The organism is Virgibacillus siamensis (genome assembly GCF_900162695.1).
Taxonomy (GTDB): domain Bacteria; phylum Bacillota; class Bacilli; order Bacillales; family Amphibacillaceae; genus Lentibacillus; species Lentibacillus siamensis_A.
In genome coordinates, this window is record NZ_FUIH01000007.1 from 2,240,483 (window position 1) to 2,264,634 (window position 24,152).

The following is a 24,152-nucleotide window of genomic DNA, read 5'->3' on the forward strand; positions in this document are numbered from 1 at the left end:
CTTTGCAATCCCCTGCCAATATTATAACACGACCCTCCCCCCATACAGAAAAAGACGCATATACCTAATTGGCATATACGTCTTTTTTTAGTTACAAAATCAGAACACCACCGTCACCCATCAAACTAGTATTTGCTTGCAGTATTGCTACAGGCAGAGTTATAATGATTTTCTATTACGATGCAGAATCGTCCTTCCATCGGAACTTTTTAAGATGCCATGTCGCGTTGAATCGCGTCTAATCGTTTATTGTTCGTGGCAATAAAGTAAATAACTACAAGCCAGATCATTAATGCGATAACCGTTCCGATGTTAAAAATACCTTTTTCGGCTGTCCACATAATCGAATAACCGATGGCTCCCAACAACAATGCATAATAGAAAAATGGAAGCAGCGTTTTACGAATGACATGTCCTTCTTTTCCCACCAAGCCAACAACTGCGGATGCAGCAACAACGTTATGCACACAAATCATATTTCCTGCCGCACCGCCAACTGCTTGGAGGGCAACCATCCAGGTCGGGCTGGCACCGATATTTTCACCGACCCCGTATTGGAAAAGGGAGAACATCATGTTGCTGACCGTGTTGCTGCCGGCCACAAACGCTCCAAGACCGCCGATAAACGTTGCTAAAATCGGATAGATGGAACCTGTAAGATTGGCAACACCTTCGGCCAAAACGAGCGGCATTTTATCGTAGCCTGCCTCCCCGCCGCCTGAATTAAGAAACACTTGTACCATTGGGACTGTAAAAACAAGTGCTGATCCTGCAGCAATCATGGTTTTGCCGGAATCTTTCCAAGCACGGACATATTCCGAACGCTTCATACTGTGCATAAAATAAGTCATAACCGAAACGACAACGAAAATAAATCCCGGTGAATAGAGAATCTCCCAACTGGATGAAATTTCCGTCCCAAAAATATTTGGTACCGAAATCTTAACAGATTGCAGCCAGTCCTGAAGCACAGTTAAACGTGAAAAAAGCAACAGGACAGCAATCAGAACATATGGAGCCCATGCACGCATCATGCTGATTTTACCTGCATAAATATCACTTTGTTTCAGTTCAACGCGCCCGGTCCATGTTGGATCCCAGCGGTCCTTTGCTTCAAAATCCCAAGTTTCATCATCCTTAGGCATTAAAAAGCCTTTTTTAGCGGCGGGAATGACAATTGCAAGCCCGAGTAAACCACCGATCATGGAAGGGAATTCAGGTCCTAACAAGTTTGCAACAATGACATACGGTATTGTCATCGCCAGAGAAGCAAATAACGCAAATTTCCAGACTTTTAATCCTTCACTCAAGGATTTATTCTTCCCGAAAAACCGTGTCAGCATGGCAACCAGAAATAACGGAATCAAAAGTCCCGCGACTGCATGAAGCAGGGCTACTTTACCGGCAACACCAAATACAAAACCTGAAACATCACTAACCTGAGAAAGCGGCTCAATTCCTGTACCAACCCCAACAACCATTGGCGTACCGACTGCCCCGAATGATACCGGTGTACTTTGAATAACCATGCCTGACACTACAGCCGCCATTGGCGGAAATCCCAGTCCAACCAATAAAGGTACTGCGACAGCTGCAGGTGTACCAAATCCTGCTGAACCTTCAATGAATGATCCGAAAAGCCATGCAATGATAATAACCTGTATACGACGGTCCGGCGTAATATCCGTAAAGCCGCGGCGAATGGTGTGGAGACCCCCGCTTTCCTGAAGTGTGTTCAAAAGTAGTATCGCACCAAAAATAATAAATAAAAGCGTAACAGCGACGATAAGACCATGAACAGATGCAGCAGCCACTTTCGGGAATCCGATATCCCAAATGAAAAGCGCCAGTAACACTGCTGTGATGTAAGAAAGCGGCATTGCTTTACTTGCTGGCCATTTAAGCCCGACTAGAAAAACAACAACAACAATAATCGGAAGTAAGGCCAGAACAGCTAACATTCCAGTGCCCATTTTAAAATCCTCCTTATAAAGGTTTTATATTGAACAACCATCAATTTTTTAATAATTGATATGGTTGTAAAAACAGAACGCAATTTAAAGCCTTTTCTTCCTCTTGTTGAAATTATTCAGCCTTGTACAACGGGATTACGAAGCTCCCCAATCTCAGCTATTTCACAGACGATTTCATCCCCCTCTTTTATCATTTCTGCCCCAAGCGGACTGCCGGTTAAGATCACATCACCCGGTTCCAGCGTCATCATGCCGGATAGGTACGCAACCATCTTTCGAAGGGACACAATCATAAGCGTTGTTGCACTATCCTGTTTTTTATCGCCATTCAGATATGCTTTAACCTTGACTTGATCCGGATCGAGCTCTGTTTCGATATATGGTCCAAGCGGAGTAAACGTATCAAACGACTTTCCAATCATCCAATGCCCGGCTTCATGGAAAAATTGCGGTGCAGTTACATCATTGGCTGCTGTATAGCCAAAGATATGGTCTGTTACTGCTTGTTCGGTAATGTTTTTGGTTTGTTTACCGATAACCACCGCTAGTTCTGATTCAAATTTCACCTTATCTATTTTATTTGGGATAACAATTGGTTCCCCGTTTCCGATTACGGAAGAAACCGGTTTATAAAAGAACACAGGTATTTCGGGCAACTCAGAAGGTAAATCATCTGTTTTGCCGACGTAATTTGCACCAATTCCAATGACATGCCGTGGCAGAAGCGGTTCCAGCAAATCAATGTCTTCTGCGCGATGGATTATTTCTGTCTGTTTCCAATCCGAAAAAATACTTCCATCAATTTGTTGAATGCCTCGATCCGTAACGATGCCGTACAAAATAGTATCATCCGTTGTTTTTTTAAACCTGGCAAATTTCATGCATTTCACTCCTTGGGACGGTGAATCACGTCCCCTTGTATATTTATTACAGGATAAAGAACCCGTTCCAGTCCTTATCCTGCACCCTTAACTTCAACACAGCGGCCCGGCTGCGGGAAAAGTTTCCCCGGATTTAATTGGTCCTTCGGGTTAAATACAGCGCGTATATCTGTTTGGGCAGCCATTTCTTCCTCACTGAAAATGAAGCGCATTTCGGCTGATTTTTCAATTCCCACACCATGTTCACCCGTGATGGAGCCACCAACATCGGCACAAACCTTCAAACACTCGGATCCAGCCTTTGATGCCCGTTCACTTTCACCGGGTACACTGGCATCGAATAATATGAGCGGATGAAGATTTCCGTCACCCGCATGAAAAATGTTCGCGATACGAAGCTCATACGCAGCACTTATTTCCGCAATTTTTGACAGCACTTCAGGCAATCGTGTTCGCGGAATAACTCCGTCCTGAACAAGGTAGTCCGGAGATATCGCCCCCATTGCACCAAATCCCATTTTTCGATTTGCCCACCAAAGGGACCGTTCCGCTTCATCTTTTGCCACTTTTACTTTGCGGACATTGTTATTTTTGCATACGGTAAGAATTTCATCGATTTGATCATCAATTCCAGCTGCAATACCATCAACTTCAATCAGCAAAAACGCAGCAATATCGTTTGGATGGCCAACCGGATATGCAGCAGATTCCACACCTTCAATTGCTATTGAATCCATCATTTCCAGCGCGGCCGGAATGATGCCTGCAGCAATAATCTCGGAAACGGCCTGGCTGGCGTCATTTATATCATCATAATAAGCAAGAACAGTTTTCTTCCCTTCAGGATTTTTTAATACCTTTACAGTTATTTTGGTCACAATACCGAGGGTTCCCTCTGAACCTGTCAACAGTCCGAGCAAATCGTAGCCTGGCCGATCAGGGACGCCATCTTCACCTATTTCCACAATTTCACCATTTGGAAGAACTATCTCTAGCCCTAAAATATGGTTTGTCGTTACACCATACTTTAAACAGTGAGCACCACCTGAATTTTCAGCAACATTTCCACCAATCGTACATGCGTATTGGCTGGAAGGATCTGGTGCGTAATAATAACCTTTATCTGAAATGGATTGTGTCAGCTTCAAGTTAATATAACCAGGCTCGACAACTGCTTTTCTATTTTCCAAATCAAGATCTAGCATCCGTTTCATACGAACCAGACTAATGATCACTTCGCCACCAAACGGAGTAGCGCCCCCGCTTAACCCCGTTCCCGCCCCACGTGCAATATATGGGATCTTTTCTTTGTTCAGGCATGTTACAATCTTCGAAACTTGTTTTGCATTTCGAACAAAGACAACTGCTTTCGGCATTCCTTTTGACATCGTATAGCCGTCACATTCGTAGGAAACGAGATCTTCCTTCATATAAAGAACTTCCTTTTCACCGACAATGCTGATTAATTGCCTGACAACCGCATCCGGCTTTTGTTTCACTTGTTTTCTTCCAAACAACCCCTTCACCTCCCATTAAGACTTGACGAATTTGTTTGCTGCTTCTTTATCTTTTTGATATGCCAAATCAAGCAGTTGAACGGTATGGACTACTTTTTCACTTCTTCCATATTTTTTAACACCCATCGCAATTTGCAGCATACAGCCAGGATTCCCCATCGAAATCATTTCAACGTTATCGGGAATATCCTCCATTTTCCGGTCGAGTAGCGCACCAGCCATATCGGGATGTGTAAGATTGTATATTCCCGCACTCCCACAGCATCTGTCCGCATCAGGCAATTCTGCCATCTCCACCCCTGGAATTTCGTTTAAAAGCTGACGGGGTTCAAAGCGGACACCTTGTCCATGGGCAAGATGGCACGCATCATGGTATGTTATTTTTGTATTGATTTCCGATTTGGGACGTTCAAAATCATGGTCATACAAAAACTTGGAAACGTCTTCAACTTTTGCCGAAAATTCTTCAGCTAAAGGCAGCATTTCCGGATCATTGCGGAACAGTTCATCATATTCCTGCAGTGCACATCCGCAGCCGGCAGCATTTACAAGCACCTTATCGTAATCCTTAAAAGCCTCGATATTTTGTTTCGCAAGCTTTTTCCCAGCATTCCGCTCACCAGCGTGAATATGAAGCGCACCACAACAACCCTGATTTTGCGGCAGACCAACTTCAAATCCATTATGTGTAAGCACACGAATGGTCGATTCATTTACATCACTGAACATGACATCCATGATACAGCCGGTTAACATTCCCACCCGCTGTTTTGGTTCGCCTTCAGCCGGAACAATTTCCGGATATCTGCCAAGTACTGGTTTTTCCACTTTTGGGAGAATGGATTCCATATCTTTCAGATGTGCTGGCATAACATTCAACAAACCTGTTTTCCGCACAGCAGATTGCATACCGCTATTTTGGTAAAAACGCATTAGACTGCCAACCGCGTTCATACGTTTCTGATACGGGAAAAGTCCCTTCAAAACTGTCCTGCCAAAAGCACCTTTAAAGCCTGTTAAAGGCATCGCCTGGCGAATTTGTCCGCGTGCTTCTTCAATCAGTCCGCCGACTTGGACATCTGCCGGACATGCTGTTTCACAAGCACGGCAATCAAGACAATCAAAGACAGGTTTTGAAAAAGCTTCATTAATATCAATTTTGCCTTCCGCAACGGCTTTAATTAAATAAACTCGACCCCTTGGCGAATTATGCTCTTCACCGGTTTCCTGATATGTCGGACATGCCTCAAGACACATACCGCAGTGTACACAGTCCGCCCACTTCGTTTCATCCGGAATATCATCCCAAAGATAGTTTCCTAAAGTCTTCGTCTGACAGAGTGCATCAGCTTTACCGTTTTTCAGCATTGCTGCCAATCTATTCTCATCCCTGCTCATTTATATCCCCCCTACAAAACGTTGACGGTTCAAAATTTTCCGAGGGTCAATTGTACGCTTAATTCCTTCCAGCAAAGCAAAGTATCCAGGCTTATCTCCCCAAACATCAATCGTATCCCGAAGTAAAAACGGCAAATGTGTACAGACGACATACCCATTCTTTTCTTCTGCCGTAGTCCTCAGTTTCTTAATATAGGAAACAATATCTTCCGGAAACCCTTCTATAAACACTTTGGAAATACCATGGCCAATACCGCCGTGTGCCTCGACTGCAACATGATGATCCAAGGCAAGCCGGTCAGCAGCTTTCAAATTTTCAATGACATCCAAATTATTGCTCCCAATTTTCAGTGCTGCTTGTGTTTGAGCAGCGTCATCCACATCATTGTATCCATTAGGACCAAAATGCCGGAACCTTTCCCACCACTGTCTCGCTTTTTCTTTATACAGTACAGAATGTGTTACACCGTCCGGCAAATGTTCCGCAACCCATTTTTCCTGATCAAGTACGGCACTTTCCCTGTCTTCAAATGCAATTGCCAATGTATATTGACTTTTGCCGGTCATTTTTTCCGAAATAGACGGATTTAAAATTTCAAGTGAAACAGGTTCCATCATTGAATCAAGAATAGATACAGAAAAATCGTGTATAACCTGTTCACTGCCTTCAGGAAAGTGCAGTAGTGTCAGTCCCTCATATTTTGGAAGCGGACGTAATTTAATTGTGATTTCACTAATGATACCTAGCGTACCCATTGCACCGACAAAAAGTTTGTTCATATCATATCCGGCAACATTTTTTACAACTTTTCCTCCTGTACGGATAACGTTGCCATTCGGATATACAATTCTTGTACCAATGACTAAATCTCTTGCAGATCCGTAATGCAGTCGTTTAGCCCCACTGTCGTTCGCAGCAATAATGCCGCCAATTGTTGCCATTTCCGGCCAGGAGGGGTCGAGGGAAATGTGCTGCCCTTTTTCACCTATTTCGTCAGTAATTTCCTTTAATGTTGTCCCTGGTTTCACCGTCATTGTCAGATCACCAACTGAATGTTCGACAATACCTTTGTATTTGGCAAGCGATACTAAAATATCAGCCTGTTCAATTGCACCACCGTAGCCTCGCTTCGTTCCACCTGAAATAACATTGACAGTTTTATCGTGTTTGTGCGCATAGGCAAGAACGTTTGAAATATCTTCCTCCGAATGAACTTCTATGAATTGATCCCCCCCGTTTCCCAGCGGATGCCCTTCCACATTATGTTGAATTTGCGCTGCAGGTAAAACCCCGGTTAAATCTTGGGAACTCATGTCATCACCCCCCCTTGATTTTGCACTCTAGCTATATGTTCTTTTCTAAATCCATTTATGAAAACGCTGTCATTTAATAGGAAATTCTTGCCCCCCTGATAACTTTGTCTACATTTAAGCACTGCATGATGGAAAAGTCAACATAATATTTATAAAAATGCAACTATTTGTACAACAATGATTTATTCCGGATTTCTCGAACAAACATATAAAATAATGAAAAATTAGAGTGAAGGTTGTAATGGAATGAGGGGAAGGACAAGGAAATCCTTCCCCTTGTCCTGTTAACTAAGTTTAAGTGAACCGTATTTTTCTTTTGCTTCCAGGCGGCGTTTGTGCAGAATTGGTTCTGTGTATCCGCTTGGCTGTTCTTTTCCCTTGAAAACAAGCTCACAAGCTGCTTGGAAGGCAACCGAGTCATCGAAGTCAGGCGCCATCGGACGATATAATTCATCTCCCGCATTTTGCCTGTCAACTATTGTTGCCATGCGCTTCAGTGTATCTGTCATTTGTTCTTCTGTACAAACTCCATGGTATAGCCAATTTGTCAGCATTTGGCTGGAGATACGCAATGTGGCCCGGTCTTCCATAAGGGCTACATCGTTAATATCAGGGACTTTGGAGCAGCCTACACCTTGCTCAACCCAGCGAACAACATAACCAAGCAAGGTTTGCGCACTATTATCAAGTTCCTCCTGAATTTCATTCGCCGACCAGTTTGGATTTTTGGCAGCCGGTATTTGTAAAATGTTATCGTGGTAAGTCTTTTTTTCGTTAGCGAGTTCCGCCTGCACCTTTTCGACATCCACTTCATGGTAATGCAGCGCATGCAATGTTGCTGCCGTTGGTGAAGGTACCCAGGCTGTATTCCCGCCAGCTTTTAAATGACCTGCTTTTTGTTCAAGCATCGCCGCCATCAAATCAGGCATTGCCCACATTCCTTTGCCGATTTGTGCTTTTCCCTTTAAACCTGTATCCAAGCCAACACGTACATTATTTTTTTCATAACCGTTCAGCCAAGTGGATGCTTTCATTTCTCCCTTGCGAATCATTGGACCCGTTTCCATTGATGTATGAATCTCGTCACCTGTTCGATCCAAAAAACCGGTATTAATGAAAACAATTCTATCCTTCACTTCATGAATACAATTTTTCAGGTTTATACTGGTACGGCGTTCTTCATCCATTAAACCAATTTTAAGTGTGTTGCGCTTCATATCAAGCATATCTTCTACACGATCAAACAATTCATTCGCGAATGCAGCTTCCCCTGATCCGTGCATTTTCGGTTTAACAATGTAAACAGAACCTTGTTGGGAATTTTGGTACGGACCATTGCCCAACAGACCATGTTTGGCCATTAAACTTGTCAGCACACCATCCATTATCCCTTCAGGAATTTCCTGTCCATTTTCATCCAAAATCGCACTGTTCGTCATTAAATGCCCGACATTCCGGACAAACATCAGTACGCGGCCGGATAGCGAGATTGCTTCACCATTTGGTCCTGTATATTTACGATCAGGGTTCAACGTTCGTGTTATTTCCTTGCCGCCTTTGTGGAACACAGACGTCAAGTCACCTCTGTTCAAACCAAGCCAATTGCGGTAAACGAGAGTTTTGTCCTCAGCATCTACAGCGGCTACGGAATCTTCACAGTCCATAATGCTTGAGGTAGCGGATTCCAAGTAAACATCCTTGACGCCTGCTTCATCCGTTTTTCCAATCGGATGATTGTGGTCAATTTGAATTTCAATGTGCAGTCCATTATTTTTCAGCAGGACAGCATTTGGATTTTTCGTTTCGCCCTGATAGCCGGCAAACTTGGATGTATCCTTCAATCCCGTTGTTTCCCCGCTTTTCAAGGTTACTGCCAGCCTGCCGTCTACAATTGCATAAAGTGTCGCTTGTGCATGTGAAGATTCTTGAAGGGGTACATGGTTATCCAGGAAGTTTTTAGCAAAAGCAATTACTTTTTCACCACGGACGGGGTTATAGGAACCTGTCTTCTCAGCGCCGCCTTCTTCACTAATGACGTCCGTACCATATAATGCATCGTAGAGTGAACCCCAGCGTGCATTGGCGGCGTTGAGGGCATATCGTGAATTGTCAATCGGCACAACAAGCTGCGGTCCCGCTTGACGTGTAATAACATCATCGACATCAGCTGTCGTTATCTTAAAATCTTCCACCTCAGGCTCTAAATAGCCGATATCTTGCAGAAATGATTTATAAGCATCAAAATCATACGCATTATTTTCTTGATGCCATGTATCAATTTGCTTTTGAAGTTCATCTCTTTTTTTCAGCAATGCTCTATTTTTTGGAGCCAGATCAGCAACAAGCTTTCCAAAATCGGCCCAAAACGTTTCACCGTCAAGCCCCGTTTCCGGAAGTGCTTCTGAATTAACAAAATCATAAAGCTCTTTAGCTACTTGAAGATTGCCTGCCTTTACGTAATTTGTCATTCCTATTCCTCCCTTTCCTGCATCTATCTATTATTCTACTATCAGCTGAACAGTTTCAGAAATACTTGTTTTGCATAAATCCTATTCCTTTTAGCTATACCTTTTAGTATAATAAGGCACAATTACATTATGGTTTTGAAAGGGTGCCTATAATGGATATCAGGCAGATTGAATATTTTGCGGAAGTTGCAAGACAATTGAACTTTACGAAAGCAGCTGCAGTTCTTCATATTTCCCAGCCGTCACTAAGCAAAACGATGAAAAACCTGGAGGATGAGCTTGATGTAACACTGTTTTACAGAGGGACCAAACAATTAGAACTAACAGATGCCGGGCAAGCTTTCTTAATCAATGCCAAAAATGTTCTGGATGCTTTTGAAAATTTAACCACAGAATTAAATGATGTCATTGACCTCAAACGGGGGGAAATAAAAATTGGTATCCCGCCAATCATCGGTGCTGCATTTTTTTCAAAGCTGATCAGCCGCTATAAAGAAACGTACCCTTCCATTAATATACGATTGACAGAAGTGGGCAGCAACACCATAAAAGCCGGTGTCAGTGATGGAGAACTTGACATTGGTTTAGTATGTAATTTGCCTGTTCAAAAGGAAAACTTTGAGACAATCAAACTTTTAAAAGACCCCTTAATGCTTATTGCACATAAAGATAATCCATTGGCATGGGAAAAAGAAATCAGCTTCTCTCAGATTGCAGAAGAACCTTTTATTTTATACCGGCACGATTTTTCGCTTCACGACAAGATTATCCATGCCTGTGATAAACATGGTTTTTATCCGAATGTCGTTTGTGAAAGTTCACAAAAAGACTTTATGGTCGAAATGGTTGAAGCCAAACTGGGCATTGCTTTATTACCAAGTAAGATATGCGAACACATAAATAGTGACCAAATCATAACCGTCCCTTTTCATAAACCTGTCGTTAATCTGGAATTAGGCATGATCTGGAAAAAGAATAAATATCTCCCGTTCGCTGTTCGTCAATTTATCGCGATGTCCGAAACAGGAATTGGCACTGAAGAAATAATCCCGTATCCCAACCAGCAATAAATAAAAAGCTGCCAGTTTAACAAACCAGCAGCCCTAATAACATTCGACAAATTTCAGGTAATGCCTGACACCTGTTGAAAAATCTTATGAAACGTTTTTCTTCGATACCAGTTTAAACACTTCACTGGACTCTTGCTTCGTCACGAGCGAGATGCCTATGAATGCTGCTGCGGATATGAGAAAGGCAATGGCACCGGTATCCAGCGCTGGTGCATAGATCCCTTTAACCTTCAGGATGTATAGTCCAATACTGAACACCAACCCCAAGGATGATGACCAGATTGCTGCAGTTTTTGTTGCCCGCTTCCAATAGAGCCCGATACTTAAGACCGGTACGAGTGAAGCAACAAATATACCCCATGAAGCGTTCCCCAACCAGCCGACCAGATCAGGCGGATTCAGTGACAGCAAAAAAGTCAGCGCAATAACTGCCAAGGTTAACCATCTGGAGAGGGCTAACTCTTTTTTCTGCGGCAATTTTTCACCCTTTTTAATAATTTGCTGATAAATATCCCGTACAATGGAAGAACTTGCAATCAGCAAGAATGCTTCACTAGTCGACATGATTGCGGCCATTACCGCAGCAAAAATAATTCCTGCTATTGCTGGATGAAAAAAATTTTCGATAAACAAAGGCGCCACAAGGTCAGGTGACGTTGGAGCAGGCATTTCCCCGCGCTGAACCATGACTTTTGTATATAAACCTACAAACCATAGCAACGCAGTAATCGCATAAGTTGACGCAGCAATCACACAGGCCCATTTCAGCATGGAAACCTTCCGAATCATATAAAACTTTGATACAACATGCGGCTGTCCCTGATGACCAATGACATAAATAAAAAAGTAGGAAATAAACGCAAAGATTCCAATTGGTCCGGCTGTATGATATGCATTGACCATATCCGGGTTGATTGCCGAAATTTCATTATTCAATTGCGTCATACCGCCAACAAGATTCATCCCGCCAATGAAAACAATTAAAGCCCCGACAACCATAACAATCATCTGAATGAAATCCGTCCACAATGCACTAATCATTCCACCTGCTACCACATAGATGGTCAGAATCGCAACACCGATAAACAAAGCTATCTTATAATCAACACCCAAAACTGTCTGCAGCATGTTGCCCAATGCTTTGTATTGGGCCATCTGATAACCGATCGCACCGCCAAGAATGGCAAGTGCTGTAATCGCCCGAACTGCTTTACTGTTATATCTGGCTTCCAATATATCCGGAATAGTCATCGAACCAAATTTCTCAGCAATTTTGCGCATTGGCTTTGCTAAAATTAAAAAACTGACAAATATCCCTGCTGTTGCAAAAATACCAATCATAAAAACCGGATAACCATTCTGATAGACGAGACCGGTCAGACCGATAAAACCATAGCCTGACATCGTTGTGGAGGAAACCCCCAGAGCCACTAGCCATGGTCCGAACCTTCTTCCCCCGGTGTAATAGGTATCCATATCCTTTTGGTGCTTCATCGAATACACCCCGATGACCAATATTACCAACAGATATGCAACACCAATCAATAAGATAATCAAATTCCCATCCATCAGCTATCTTCCCCCTCTTCATCCCTGAATGCCAGCATTCCCCATAAGCCAGCCGCCACTATGGAAGCCGGCCAGAAAATAAACAACATAAATGTCATTAACGGTGATAACCCAAACATAAAACAACCTCCCCTTTAATTAAAACTTTCTCCGCTATGAACCAGATCATTCTGCCCCTTATATATTCATCCCTGCCCCATCACCATACTGACTTCGCAAAATATATTTTTGGACTTTCCCGGACGGTGTGCGTGGCAGTTCTTCAACAAAAATTACTTTACGCGGTTTCTTGTAACTGGCAACAAAATTTTTACAGTGGTCCACCACCTCCTGTTTTGTCAGCTCAACTCCTTCTTTTTTAACGATGATGGCACAAACCGTTTCAATAAATTTAGGATCAGGGACACCAATGATGGATGCATCGATTACTTTGTCATGCCGCATCAGTACGTCTTCAATTTCAGCTGCATAAATATTTTCACCACCGCTTCGAATCATATCTTTTTTCCTGCCAGCTATTGATAGATAACCATCCTCATCAAAACATCCCAAATCCCCGGTAAAACACCAGCCATCGACAAACGTTTCCGCTGTTGCTTCCGGTTTTTTCCAGTAGACATTGGAAACGACCGGACTCCTGACCGCTATTTCACCGATTTCATCAGTTCCCAATATGTTTTTATCCGGATCAACAATTTTAATATCCGTAAGAGGGAGCGGCTTTCCAACTGTATGCCCCTTTGTAAAAATATCTTCTGCATCAAGGGAGGCGGCAATTGGTGTACCCTCCGTCAAACCATACACCTGACTAATTCCGATATGCGGAAAACGTACACTCATTTGTTCAACCGACCAGGGCATAAGCGAATCTCCGCCGGTATATATATGTTTCAATGTTTCCAGTTTTATAGAATCATTTTCGGCCTGCAGCATTTCATAAATCATAAATGGATACATGAAACAATCTGTCACACCCTGTCTTTCCATTACCTGCATGATTCGGTTTATGTCAAAACCCCCACTCTTCGATATAACCAATGTTCCACCTGCCATGATGATGGGAAGTGCAGTATCTTCCATTGCACCGACATGGTATAGCGGTCCGGTGGTCATCCCGATTTCCTTTCCCGTAAAATTCCATTTCATAATCTGCATCATCGAAAACCAATATGTATTGGCATGTGTCCATACCGCACCTTTTGGCCTGCCTGTTGTTCCCGAAGTATACATCAGCATAACCGGGTCTTCCATTTGAATAGCGTCAGTATTAACTTCCATAGCTGCTGCTTTATTCATCGTTTCCCAGTCCAATGCCCATTCCGGTGCATGCTGATTTTTATTTGGCAGACATATATATTCTTCAACTTTCACCATATCCTTAATTTCATTTATGGTGTCTGAAAGTGCGGAATGAAAGCATAAAACCTTTACCCCGGAGTCATTCAATACATACTCAAATTCATGGCTGGTCAATCGAAAATTTAATCTGACTGCAATTGCACCAATTTTTGCTGCGGCAAAATAGAGCCCGAAATATTCCAGACAGTTATACAATAAAATTCCAACACGATCTCCCTTTTCAACGCCCAGTTCCTTTAACCTGTTTGCGTATTGGTTTGAGATCCGATCGAGTTCTTCGTACGACCACTTTGTACCGTTTTCCAGTTGTACAGCGATTTTCTGCTGCTGTTTTTTACTGCCATGCTTCATAACCCCGCTTGTCATATAACCAATATCCATAACAATCTCCTTCCTTCGCCAAGTAAGCGCATACATTTCCATGCGCAGCCCTCTGTCTGCTTCCTAAATATAAAGCAAAAACCATGCCAAGAAGAAAAGGTGCTTACTTATGCCTAATCCGACAAAACAAATACCGAATAATTCCGACATCCCGGAATGCATTTCAATTCTATGTACAAACCGAACATATTCCTGAAGCTTCACATAAAATTCCGGAAATCTGGAAAGCATTCCAGATTTCCGGAATCAAAAACATGCTAATACGTAATTTTATGCCGATTAATCTTGTCATACAAGCTTGATTTACCGATCCCAAGACTTTCCGCAGTTTTTAGTTTATCGTATTGATGCTGCTTCAATGCCTCTTCAATTATTTGCCTTTCCTTTTCGTCAAGTTGCTGTTTCAGCGTATTGTTTTTTCCGGATGACACATCATTTTTTAAATAGGCGGGTAAAGACTTAACATCAATTGTATCTCCTTCACACAAATGAACGGCTACTTCAATTGCATTCTCAAGCTCCCGTATATTCCCGGGCCAATGATAATTGTTAATTAATGCTAATGCGTCTTTTTCAATTTTGCCTACACGTTTGTTCATTCTTGCTGTTACCTTTTTCAAAAAGTGGCGGGCCAGTATGTTAAGATCTTCCCTCCGTTCGCGTAATGGCGGCAAAATTAACTGAGCAGCATTAATTCGATAAAAGAGATCTTCCCGAAATTCACCGCGCTCAATCATTTTTTCAATCGGGCGGTTCGTCGCAGTAATCACCCGTACATCCACTTTTTCGGAATATAGAGCTCCGACAGGTTCATATTCTTTCTCCTGAAGGACCCGGAGTAATTTTACCTGCATATATTCCGACATATCGCCAATTTCGTCAAGAAAGATTGTGCCGCCATCGGCAAATTTAAATTTCCCCATCTTTCCACCTTTTTTTGCTCCGGTGAATGCTCCTTCCACATATCCGAACAATTCCGATTCAAGAAGATGCTCCGGTATGGAACTGCAATTCACTTTAACAAATTGTTTACGGCTGCGATTACTTAACTGATGAATACTATGGGAAATGAGTTCTTTTCCCGTTCCGCTCTCCCCGCGAATGAATACCGAAATATTCCCGCCGGCAAGTTTTACAACCTGTTCCTTCAGCCGGTCAATTTCCGGCGATATACCAACCAGATCCTGAAGTGAATAATGAGCACCATTGGTTTCATTCCACTCTTTTCGGTAAAACTCCAATTCCGAAAGAAGCTTCTTAATATGTACATTCATCTTTTGCCATTTTTCCAGATCATCAAAAACAACAGTACCGATTGCACCGATTAGTTTCCCATTATCATGAATTGGTATGCGGTTCGCGACCACATAATCCCCTTGCAAAAATTGCAGGTCATTGATCTCTTCCTTGCCTGTTTTAGCAACAATATGCATTCTGGTATTATCAATAACCATATCCACATGTGTATCAATAACATCCGTTTCATTTACCTGAAGAAATTCACAATACTTGCTGTTCATATATTGAATAATACCGTCGCAATCAACGATGACTACACCGTCATAAACCCGATCAAAAAAACTTTTAACAACCTCTTCCCTGAAAAAATTCACCGCACCAACCACACACTCACCCCCAACACTGTTATCTGACAGTTTCTACTATTCTATCACAGAAAACAAACAGCAAAAAACCTTTCGACAAAATTCAGGTGGTGTCTGATACCTATTGAAAAATCTTCATAGGAAAAAGCCGCCATACACGAGCGCGCCTGCTATGACAAATGCGGGGTGGAGTTTGACTTGTTCGAGCAGCAAGTAGCTTACAGCAATCAATAGAGCTGTCTGCCAGATTCCAATGCCCTGATAGGATTCTGCAAAGAAGTTCCATGCCATGATGCCAAGCAGCAGTGCAATAACCGGACGTACATACATGGTCAGACGCTGGACTTTCGGCGAATCCTTATATTTATAAAGTACACCCAATAACGCAATCATTAGGATTAGTGATGGTGCCACCGTGGCGAACACACCTATAATTGCACCCGGGATACCGCCGACTTCATATCCGATGTAGCCTGCCATCTTCGTGGAAATCGGGCCTGGCAGTGCATTTCCAAGTGCAAGCACCTCACTGAATTCCTGAATGGTCATCCAACCATAACGCTGAACCACTTCATTTTCGACGAGCGGAATCGAAGCGGGCCCTCCGCCATAACCGAGAATTCCCGGAATGAAAAATGCCAGGAAAATATGCCAGTACAGTATCATGATTCCGCTCCTTTCCTTGTTTTCCCGCTCTCATCACTGCCTTTATCCTTCTGTACCAATGCCAGAATTAAAAGCGCCCCAATAACAATCCCGGGATGAACACCTAACTGCAGGACAATCAGGATAACAATCGACATCCCAATTGTTTTCACCCAGCCAAGACCTTTACCTGCCTTGTTCAAAAACTGCCAGGTTAGCACGGCCAGCATAACACCGACAACAGGTATGACAGCAGCAGTCATACCCTTCACCCAATCAAAATCTTTAAATGACGATAACGTAGTCAATAATATAATCATTAATAATATGGTTGGCAGAATCGAAGCAATCACTGCATTAAGCATTCCGAGAAAACCAGAATTGCGATGCCCGATATAACCAGCCATCTTCGTAATGATAGGTCCCGGCAACGTGTTGCATAGTGCCAATATGTCACCAAATTCCTCATCGGTCACCCATTTATATTTTTTTACTGTTTCAACATGAATCAATGGGATTGACCCTGGTCCGCCGCCATATCCAAGCATACCTACCCTAAAAAAAGCAATAAATAAATTCCATTGTGTTTTCACGTTTACACCACCTGTCTACCAACTTGCAATTGCTCCGTCCGTTCGCGATTCAGTACCACCAATCAAGACACCCGTTTCCGGATCTCTTAAAATAATTTGCCCGCGTCCAAAGCTGTTTGGCTCAATCTGAATCTGAATGTCATGCCCTTTTTCAGCCAATCCTTGTGCGATATGATGCGGGAAGCGATTTTCAACATCCACTTTTTTATCTTTTATCCACTGCCATCTTGGTGCATCCAATGCTGCCTGCGGATTTAAATGGAAATCAATCATATTCATAACGACTTGAACATGTCCCTGCGGCTGCATATATCCACCCATAACACCAAACGGACCAATCGGATTATTATCTTTTGTTAAAAATCCCGGAATAATCGTATGATAAGTGCGCTTGCCGCCTCTTAAAGCATTCACACGATTTGCATCCAGAGAAAACTCACAACCGCGATTTTGCAGGGCGATCCCTGTACCGGGAACAACTAGTCCGGAGCCGAATCCTTTATAGTTACTTTGAATAAAGGAAACCATATTTCCATCGTTATCAGCAGCAGCCAAATATACTGTCCCGCTGGATGCGGGTTCACCGGCTTTTGGCCGCAACGCTGTCTCGCTAATCTCACTTCTTCTCAAATCACCATATTCATCAGATAAAATTTCATCCGCTGTATACCGCATATCTTTTTCTTCCGTTACATGTTCATAACCATCTGAAAACGCCAGCTTCATTGCCTCAAATTGTTTATGATATGTATTCACTGTATCCTTTTCGCCAAACTGAAATCCCCCAAGGATATTAAGTGCCTGAAGTGCAATAATGCCCTGGCCATTTGGAGGTATTTCCCATACATCATATCCCCGATAGTTAACTTTAATTGGCTTTACCCATTCCGGTTTATAATCAGCAAGATCCCCGGCAGCCAAATATCCACCTGTTTTTCCCGCAAAAGAATCCATCTTTTCTGCCAGTTCACCGCGGTAAAATGATTCAGCATTTGTTTCAGCAATGGATCGCAGTGTATCTGCATGATCTTTTGACGACCATATTTCTCCTACCCGTGGCGCCCTTCCTTTTGGTGCAAATGTATCAAACCAATTCGAAAAAACAGAACCCGTTAACTCCCTGCTGAATGTATCATATGCTTTTTTCCAATACTTTCCCAGTGTCGGGGAAATAGGGAATCCTTCTTCCGCATAATTTATTGCGGGTTCCATCACATCAGTCAGCGGCAGTTTTCCGAATCGCCTGGATAGTTCCGCCCAGGCCCCGGGCGCACCGGGAACTGTAACCGGCAGCCATCCATATTGTGGCACTTTATCATATCCTGCATTTTTAACCTCATCGAGCGAGATACTTTTTGGGGATTTACCGCTCGCATTCAGGCCATGCAGCTCATCATTTATCCAAACAAGCGCAAATGCATCTCCGCCAATTCCATTCGATGTCGGCTCAACTACTGTGAGACAGGCTGCAGTCGCAATTGCTGCATCCACCGCATTTCCACCCTTCTTTAAAATATCCAATCCAGCTTGAGCTGCTAATGGCTGGGATGTAGCAACCATCCCATTATTTGCATATGTTGCATTTCGATTAACCGGATAAGGATGAGCCTGATGTGTAAAAGAATTCATTAAAACAACTCCTTCATCGTATATATTCTGTTCATAGATTTATATATTTAGATTATTTATTGAGTTGTGAATTATATTAGGGTATAAGATAGGAAAAGTCAATACTTTGCCAACAAAAATATTCCATCAATGAACTTTTACTTTCTTTTTTTAATGCATTTTAGTCATTTTTTATACATTTTGTTTAAATCCCTCTTTGCCTTTTTGCTTCGTTACTTGTTATAATAAGAACAATTAACGCATTCGTTATAAGGGGCATGGATATGAGTCTTGATAATACAGACAAGAAAATTATAGAAGAATTAGTAGAAGACGGAAGGATTTCATATGTCGATTTAGCAGAAAAAGTGGGGGTATCCCGTGTTGCTGTTAAGGATAGAATCCAGAGTCTTATCGATAAAGGAATCATTGAAAAATTTACCGTTTCCATTAACTCCGAAAAAATTGGTAAAAAGGTTTCTGCTTTTTTCGAAGTGGATGTGGAACCGAAACAACTGCAGGAAGTAGCACAAAATCTGGCCGACAACCCAAGCGTAGCCAGTATTTATCAAATGACAGGTCCCAGTACACTCCATACACATGTGTTAGTAGAAGATTTTAACAAGCTGGAAACCTTTATCAATAATGAACTTTATTCTGTACAGGGGATTACAAGAGTTGAAAGTTCTGTGCTTTTAAAACGGTTTAAAAGCAGAACAGGCTACAAATTGTAATGTAAATAGTTTATGGGGCTGCCCTTCTTTTAAGCAGCCCCATAATTATTATTTATGAATTTCCTTGCTCCATCATCTGCACGACTTTTTTTCCGATTTCAATGCTGGCAGTTGCCGCCGGGGATGGAGCATTACAAACATGCAATGCACGTCTGTCATGAATGATCGCAAAATCGTCGAGCAAATTTCCTTCCCGATTCAGGGCCTGTGCACGTACACCAGCCTGTGCGGGAATCAGATCATCTATGGCAATCTCCGGAACAAACCGCTGAACCTCTTTAATGAAAGCTTTCTTACTGTACGAACGAACCATTTCTTTTAACCCTTCGGACAGATTTCCACTCGCCAATTTAAGAAATCCCGGATATGTGAGCCCTTCAACGAAGTCTTTTAATTGAAAATCAGATTTTTTATATCCCTCACGTTTAAAGCTGAAAACAGCATTTGGACCCACAAGTACCCTTCCATCTATCATTCTGGTAAAATGAACACCGAGAAACGGAAAGTCAGGATTCGGAACCGGATAAACCAGATTTTTTACAAGATGTCGCTTCTCAGGTTTCAATTCATAATACTCCCCTCGGAAAGGGACAATTTTTAAGTCCGGCCGAATATTGGCCATTTGAGCAATCCGGTCACTGAATAACCCGGCACAGTTAATAAGAAAACGACTCTCAAAAGCACCCTTATTTGTTGAAATTTCAACATGACTCTGTTTAAACGAGATATCCTGCACCTCGGTATCCAATGAAATTTCTCCGCCATTTTCGGCAATAATAGCACTGAACTGTTCCGCAACTTTCTTGTAATCCACAATACCCGTACTTGGAACTTTAATTGCTGCAATCCCATTGACGTGCGGTTCAGCCTGCCGTAATTCTTCTGTTGATATTTTCCTAACTGCGAGCTGGTTTTCCAATCCGCGTTGATACAACTTTTCCAACAGTGGAATTTCCGCTTCACTGGCAGCAGCAATGACTTTTCCTGAAATCTTATGTGGAATTTGGTATTCTTTGCAAAAGTCCACTAATTGCTTATTTCCCTGTCGAGCCAGTTCCGCTTTTAAACTGCCCGGTTTGTAGTATATCCCTGAATGAATAACACCGCTGTTTCTACCTGTCTGGTGAAGCGAAATCCCGGATTCTTTTTCCAAAATAATAACCGAGGCATCCGGATGCTTTTTGGTTAGTTCCATGCCAACAGACAGGCCGATAATTCCTCCACCAATAATTGCATAGTCATACGTCAAAACCCGCTCACTCCTAATTAAAACATGTTAAACAGTTCAATAACTCCCAGATAACCAAATAATAGGACACAGGCGGTCAATACAGCATTAGCAAGCCACCCGTTTTTGAAGTCCTTATCCACCGCTTTTGAATTCAACAGCCACATGAGTGAAATCGCCAGAAATGGCATGAACAATGCCCCAAGAGCGCCATATAAAATAACGATAAACACTGGTTTGCCAAAGAATAAAATCAGCATCGGCGGAAACGTCAGCCACAGCAAATATGCACGATACGCCGGATCTTTTTCCGATACCGGTTTGTCTGGTCGTTTCCCTTTTGCCTTCAATATCCGAACGAAGTCTGCAAACAAATACGGAACGCCATTCCAGACACCCAATAAAGATGAAAATGCTGCAGACCATGCACCAATCAGGAACATCCAGCGCGCCACCGTTCCAAATTCAGCTTCAAACAAATTTGATAGTGTGACCAGTCCTTCTTCACCATTGATTTCAATACCTGTTCCATACAGAAACTCCGCACCAACGATCAATAACGATACAGTAAAAATTGCTGTAATCACATAACCAGTGGCGGTATCCAATTTCATCATCGGTATCCACCGCTTACCTTCCCATTTCTTTTCACGGACCCAATATCCATAGGAAGCCATTGTAATGGTACCGCCGACACCGCCAAGCAGCCCCATAACTAAGAGAAGTGAACTGTCACCAGTACTCGGCACCAAGCCACTTAAAATATTTCCGATTTCCGGCATTATAATAACTGCCGATCCCACAATCGTTACAAACATGATACCAATCATTATCGTCATGATATTCTCAAACAGTTTGTACTTCCCTGTTAAAACAAGCGTCATCCCCGCAAGTCCATGGATAATCGCCCAGGCCCATAACGGCATAATCGGGAACATCGTCACCATCATGATCGCACTTGTCGACATCGCCGCAGCGCCATAGCTAAAGCCCCATAAAACAGAATAAACACCAAAATACCCTGTTGCCCACTTACCTAGTGAGTGCCAGCCTTCCAAGATCGTCCTGCCTGTTGCCAGTTGCCATCTCCCCATGCCTTCCGTAAAAAAATACTTAAAAATTGATCCGATGATAATTGCCCATAATAACGTTGTACCAAAACCTGCCCCCGCCACAAGCGCGGCAATCAGGTCACCCGTTCCAACACCTGTGGCAGCTGTCACAAACCCCGGCCCCACTGATTTTAGCTTTGCCTTAAATGTACCCGGTGGAATCGGCGCTTCCGGGGAAGTTGATGGTTGATAATTAACCCCTTGTTCTGAACTCATAAAACGTACGCCTCCTTTTTATTAATTACAAATAACGCTCCTTGACGTTCTGGAGATGGATAGTCATGCATTCCTGTGCCATTTGCGCATCACCCTTTTTTATCGCTGCATAAATATTACGGTGCTCTTCAACGATGGCCTTGCTGTTATACGGCTGTTTCAAAGTATTCGAGCGACTTTCTTTTAATCCTTCAAGAACCTGATCTGACAGCATGTACATCACTTTCTCAAAAACGGAGTTACCAGCAGCTTTAGCAATTGCCATATGAAATGTTAAATCCTCTTTTGCAGCAACGTCACCCTTTAAAACAGCATTTTCCAAATCACACAATGCATCGTATATTGCTTGAACATCCTTCTCCAAACCACGAATCGCTGCATAATAGGCAGCATCCCGTTCAATCGCCAGCCTAAGTTCCATTAGTTCCACGATATCTACGGTAACACCCCGGATAATCGTATTCATTTTCGAAATAAGCCCGCTTTTTGTATCTTTTCTGAGATACACGCCACTTCCATGCTTAATCTCAACCACACCGGCAGACTCCAGTACACTAAACGCTTCTTTTACAGACGTTCTCGAAACAGAAAATTCATTTGCCAAGGATCTTTCAGAAGGCAGCTTTTCACCATGTACTATTTCCTCCTTTTCAATTGCCGACTTAATCTGCTCCACAATAGTGTGATATACCCTTTTCTTCTTCACTGGCAATAGATTCATAGCATGCAATCCCTTCAAACAGATAAAGTGGTAAAGTGGATGGTCCAATTTGTTGTATTATAATATAAAAGCGTTTTCAATGAAATGGGGATAACAGACTATTTTAAATGGTTACAAAAGTTAATAATATCTGGTAGAATATAAAAAAATTTACAGGGGGGAATATCATGGAATCATCTTTTAATTTCTTCTGACAATACATGGGCTCTTTGGACTTTTTTGACCGGATGGGCTGCAATTAGTATCTATTTGGAACAGAAATATACGTGGGCTTCCAAGGTTTCCGGTGCCATTATTGCATTGATTGGAGCTATGGTGCTTGCTAACCTCAATGTGATTCCACTTGAATCGAGTGTTTACGATGCCGTTTGGAGCTATGTAGTCCCGCTTGCAATTCCACTTTTATTATTTCAAGCCAACATTAAAAAAATTTGGCAGGAAAGTGGTCGCATGCTGACAATATTCTTTTTAAGCGCTGCTGGAACAATTGCAGGGACAATCCTTTCATTCATGCTGTTAAAAGATCTTATCCCACACCTGGATAAGATCGGCGCAATGATGTCAGCATCCTATACAGGGGGCGGGGTCAATTTCGCCGCGATGGCAGCCAAATTCGAAACACCGGGTGAACTTGTTTCCGCTACGGTGGTGGCAGACAATATGATGATGGCAACATTCTTTTTCGTACTTATGGCCATCCCGACATTTAATTTTTTTCGCAACAAATTTAAAACCCCGCATATTGACGAGGTTGAATCAGGAGCATCCGGTGATCAAGATGAAACACAGGCAGCTTCATTTTGGAAACGGAAGGAAATTTCCCTGAAAGATATTGCACTTAGTGTTGCATCTGCTTTTGCGCTGGTAGCTGTGTCCTTTCACCTGGCTGATTATTTTGCTGAAATCATTCCCAGCGGTGAAAATGTAACTATTTTCTATCAAATTCTTAGCGGAATCATAGGTGACCGTTATCTCATGCTGACTACACTAACAGTCATTGCGGTCATTTTGCTGCCGAATTACTTTGAAAATATTAAAGGCACTCAGGAAATCGGAACATTTCTGATTTATTTGTTCTTTGTAGTGATTGGTGTGCCTGCATCCATAGCTCTTGTAGTAACTACTTCTCCTTTATTGCTGGTGTTTGTTTTAATCATTGTTTTATTAAATTTATTATTCTCATTAGTATTGGGAAAACTGTTCAAATTTAACTTGGAGGAAATACTTCTTGCCAGCAACGCAAACCTTGGTGGTCCCACTACTGCAGCTGCAATGGCGATTGCAAAGGGATGGAATAAGCTTATTGTGCCTATACTGCTGGTAGGAACCCTTGGGTATATTGTTGGGAATTATATTGGAACAGGGTTGGGGTATTGGTTTCAGACGTTTATATAAAATTCGGGTGGTGCCAGGCACCACCCGAATTTTGTCGAATATATCTCCCAAAACATCCCTATGCGGTGTTATGTTAATAGATGACTAACTAAAGCTTATTATACTCATCTACCACTTCTTCACTAGGACCGGATGCACCAAATTCATTTACACTCATCACACTGCCACTGGCTCCGGCATACTCTTTCCATCCGACTTTAGATCTCAGCTCATTTACTAACCTTTTCTTCAACCCAGGTGGCAAAACGGAATTTATATTCCTTCCCTGCTTTTCAATTAATTCCCAAGAAGGCATGCTAACTACATTATAATAGATAGACGCAATCAGGACAAAAACACCATTAAAGGCAATCCCAGACATTTCTT

General features: G+C 42.4%; 19 protein-coding genes. 3 read left to right on the top strand and 16 right to left on the bottom strand.

The window, feature by feature from the left end; genetic code table 11:
* Positions 1-209 precede the first annotated feature (209 nt).
* The 6 genes from B1K71_RS14980 to B1K71_RS15005 all read right to left on the bottom strand — a co-directional run bounded on the left by B1K71_RS14980 (position 210) and on the right by B1K71_RS15005 (position 9,551).
* Positions 210-1,973 carry an L-lactate permease gene (locus B1K71_RS14980; protein WP_077328448.1) on the bottom strand — a complete coding sequence of 588 codons (1,764 nt, stop codon included), beginning with the start codon at positions 1,971-1,973 and terminating at the stop codon, positions 210-212.
* A 116-nt stretch (positions 1,974-2,089) separates the two neighbouring features.
* On the bottom strand, positions 2,090-2,854 hold the full coding sequence (locus tag B1K71_RS14985) for a fumarylacetoacetate hydrolase family protein (RefSeq protein WP_077328450.1): 765 nt from the start codon (positions 2,852-2,854) through the stop codon (positions 2,090-2,092).
* A 74-nt stretch (positions 2,855-2,928) separates the two neighbouring features.
* Positions 2,929-4,371, bottom strand: a complete 1,443-nt coding sequence (locus tag B1K71_RS14990; protein WP_077328452.1) for an FAD-linked oxidase C-terminal domain-containing protein — start codon at positions 4,369-4,371, stop codon at positions 2,929-2,931.
* Between the two features lie 15 nt (positions 4,372-4,386).
* Positions 4,387-5,769 carry a (Fe-S)-binding protein gene (locus B1K71_RS14995; protein WP_077328454.1) on the bottom strand — a complete coding sequence of 461 codons (1,383 nt, stop codon included), beginning with the start codon at positions 5,767-5,769 and terminating at the stop codon, positions 4,387-4,389.
* Positions 5,770-7,083: an FAD-binding oxidoreductase gene (locus B1K71_RS15000; RefSeq protein WP_077328455.1), complete on the bottom strand. Its 1,314-nt coding sequence runs from the start codon at positions 7,081-7,083 to the stop codon at positions 5,770-5,772.
* Between the two features lie 284 nt (positions 7,084-7,367).
* Complete coding sequence (locus tag B1K71_RS15005; RefSeq protein ID WP_077328457.1) at positions 7,368-9,551, bottom strand: malate synthase G; 2,184 nt, start codon at positions 9,549-9,551, stop codon at positions 7,368-7,370.
* Between the two features lie 152 nt (positions 9,552-9,703).
* On the opposite strand from B1K71_RS15005, the gene B1K71_RS15010 reads away from it, so the two are divergent.
* A complete protein-coding gene (locus B1K71_RS15010; RefSeq protein ID WP_077328459.1) occupies positions 9,704-10,621 on the top strand; it encodes a LysR family transcriptional regulator in 918 nt (305 codons plus the stop codon).
* 84 nt (positions 10,622-10,705) lie between these two features.
* Here B1K71_RS15010 and B1K71_RS15015 read toward each other — a convergent pair whose 3' ends face one another.
* The 6 genes from B1K71_RS15015 to B1K71_RS15040 form a co-directional block, all read right to left on the bottom strand.
* On the bottom strand, positions 10,706-12,190 hold the full coding sequence (locus B1K71_RS15015) for a sodium/proline symporter (protein ID WP_245799301.1): 1,485 nt from the start codon (positions 12,188-12,190) through the stop codon (positions 10,706-10,708).
* A 177-nt stretch (positions 12,191-12,367) separates the two neighbouring features.
* A complete protein-coding gene (locus B1K71_RS15020; protein WP_077330287.1) occupies positions 12,368-13,930 on the bottom strand; it encodes a class I adenylate-forming enzyme family protein in 1,563 nt (520 codons plus the stop codon).
* A 257-nt stretch (positions 13,931-14,187) separates the two neighbouring features.
* Positions 14,188-15,555, bottom strand: coding sequence for a sigma-54 interaction domain-containing protein (locus B1K71_RS15025; RefSeq protein ID WP_245799303.1), 1,368 nt, complete (start codon positions 15,553-15,555; stop codon positions 14,188-14,190).
* Positions 15,556-15,669: 114 nt separating this feature from the next.
* Positions 15,670-16,197 (bottom strand): chromate transporter, encoded by a 528-nt coding sequence (locus B1K71_RS15030; protein WP_077330291.1) that lies wholly within the window; start codon positions 16,195-16,197, stop codon positions 15,670-15,672.
* The gene (locus B1K71_RS15035) at positions 16,197-16,772 is read right to left on the bottom strand and encodes a chromate transporter (RefSeq protein WP_077328461.1); all 576 of its coding nucleotides are present in this window, start codon (positions 16,770-16,772) and stop codon (positions 16,197-16,199) included. The genes B1K71_RS15030 and B1K71_RS15035 overlap by 1 nt, the downstream gene beginning before the upstream one ends.
* A 15-nt stretch (positions 16,773-16,787) precedes the next feature.
* Positions 16,788-18,401: a gamma-glutamyltransferase family protein gene (locus B1K71_RS15040; RefSeq protein WP_077328463.1), complete on the bottom strand. Its 1,614-nt coding sequence runs from the start codon at positions 18,399-18,401 to the stop codon at positions 16,788-16,790.
* A 263-nt stretch (positions 18,402-18,664) separates the two neighbouring features.
* Between B1K71_RS15040 and B1K71_RS15045 the strand changes: the two genes are divergently transcribed.
* Positions 18,665-19,114, top strand: coding sequence for an Lrp/AsnC family transcriptional regulator (locus B1K71_RS15045; protein WP_077328465.1), 450 nt, complete (start codon positions 18,665-18,667; stop codon positions 19,112-19,114).
* A 52-nt stretch (positions 19,115-19,166) separates the two neighbouring features.
* Here B1K71_RS15045 and lhgO read toward each other — a convergent pair whose 3' ends face one another.
* The 3 genes from lhgO to B1K71_RS15060 are packed head-to-tail and all read right to left on the bottom strand — an operon-like array spanning position 19,167 to position 22,391.
* Positions 19,167-20,363: an L-2-hydroxyglutarate oxidase gene (gene lhgO, locus B1K71_RS15050; RefSeq protein WP_077328467.1), complete on the bottom strand. Its 1,197-nt coding sequence runs from the start codon at positions 20,361-20,363 to the stop codon at positions 19,167-19,169.
* A gap of 17 nt (positions 20,364-20,380) precedes the next feature.
* Positions 20,381-21,670 (bottom strand): Nramp family divalent metal transporter, encoded by a 1,290-nt coding sequence (locus B1K71_RS15055; protein WP_077328469.1) that lies wholly within the window; start codon positions 21,668-21,670, stop codon positions 20,381-20,383.
* Positions 21,671-21,695: 25 nt separating this feature from the next.
* On the bottom strand, positions 21,696-22,391 hold the full coding sequence (locus B1K71_RS15060) for a FadR/GntR family transcriptional regulator (RefSeq protein ID WP_077328471.1): 696 nt from the start codon (positions 22,389-22,391) through the stop codon (positions 21,696-21,698).
* 219 nt (positions 22,392-22,610) lie between these two features.
* On the opposite strand from B1K71_RS15060, the gene B1K71_RS15065 reads away from it, so the two are divergent.
* Positions 22,611-23,786, top strand: coding sequence for a DUF819 family protein (locus B1K71_RS15065; RefSeq protein ID WP_245799304.1), 1,176 nt, complete (start codon positions 22,611-22,613; stop codon positions 23,784-23,786).
* 88 nt (positions 23,787-23,874) lie between these two features.
* On the opposite strand, the gene B1K71_RS15070 is transcribed toward B1K71_RS15065, so the two are convergent.
* A complete protein-coding gene (locus B1K71_RS15070; RefSeq protein ID WP_077328474.1) occupies positions 23,875-24,147 on the bottom strand; it encodes a transketolase-like TK C-terminal-containing protein in 273 nt (90 codons plus the stop codon).
* Positions 24,148-24,152 lie beyond the last annotated feature (5 nt).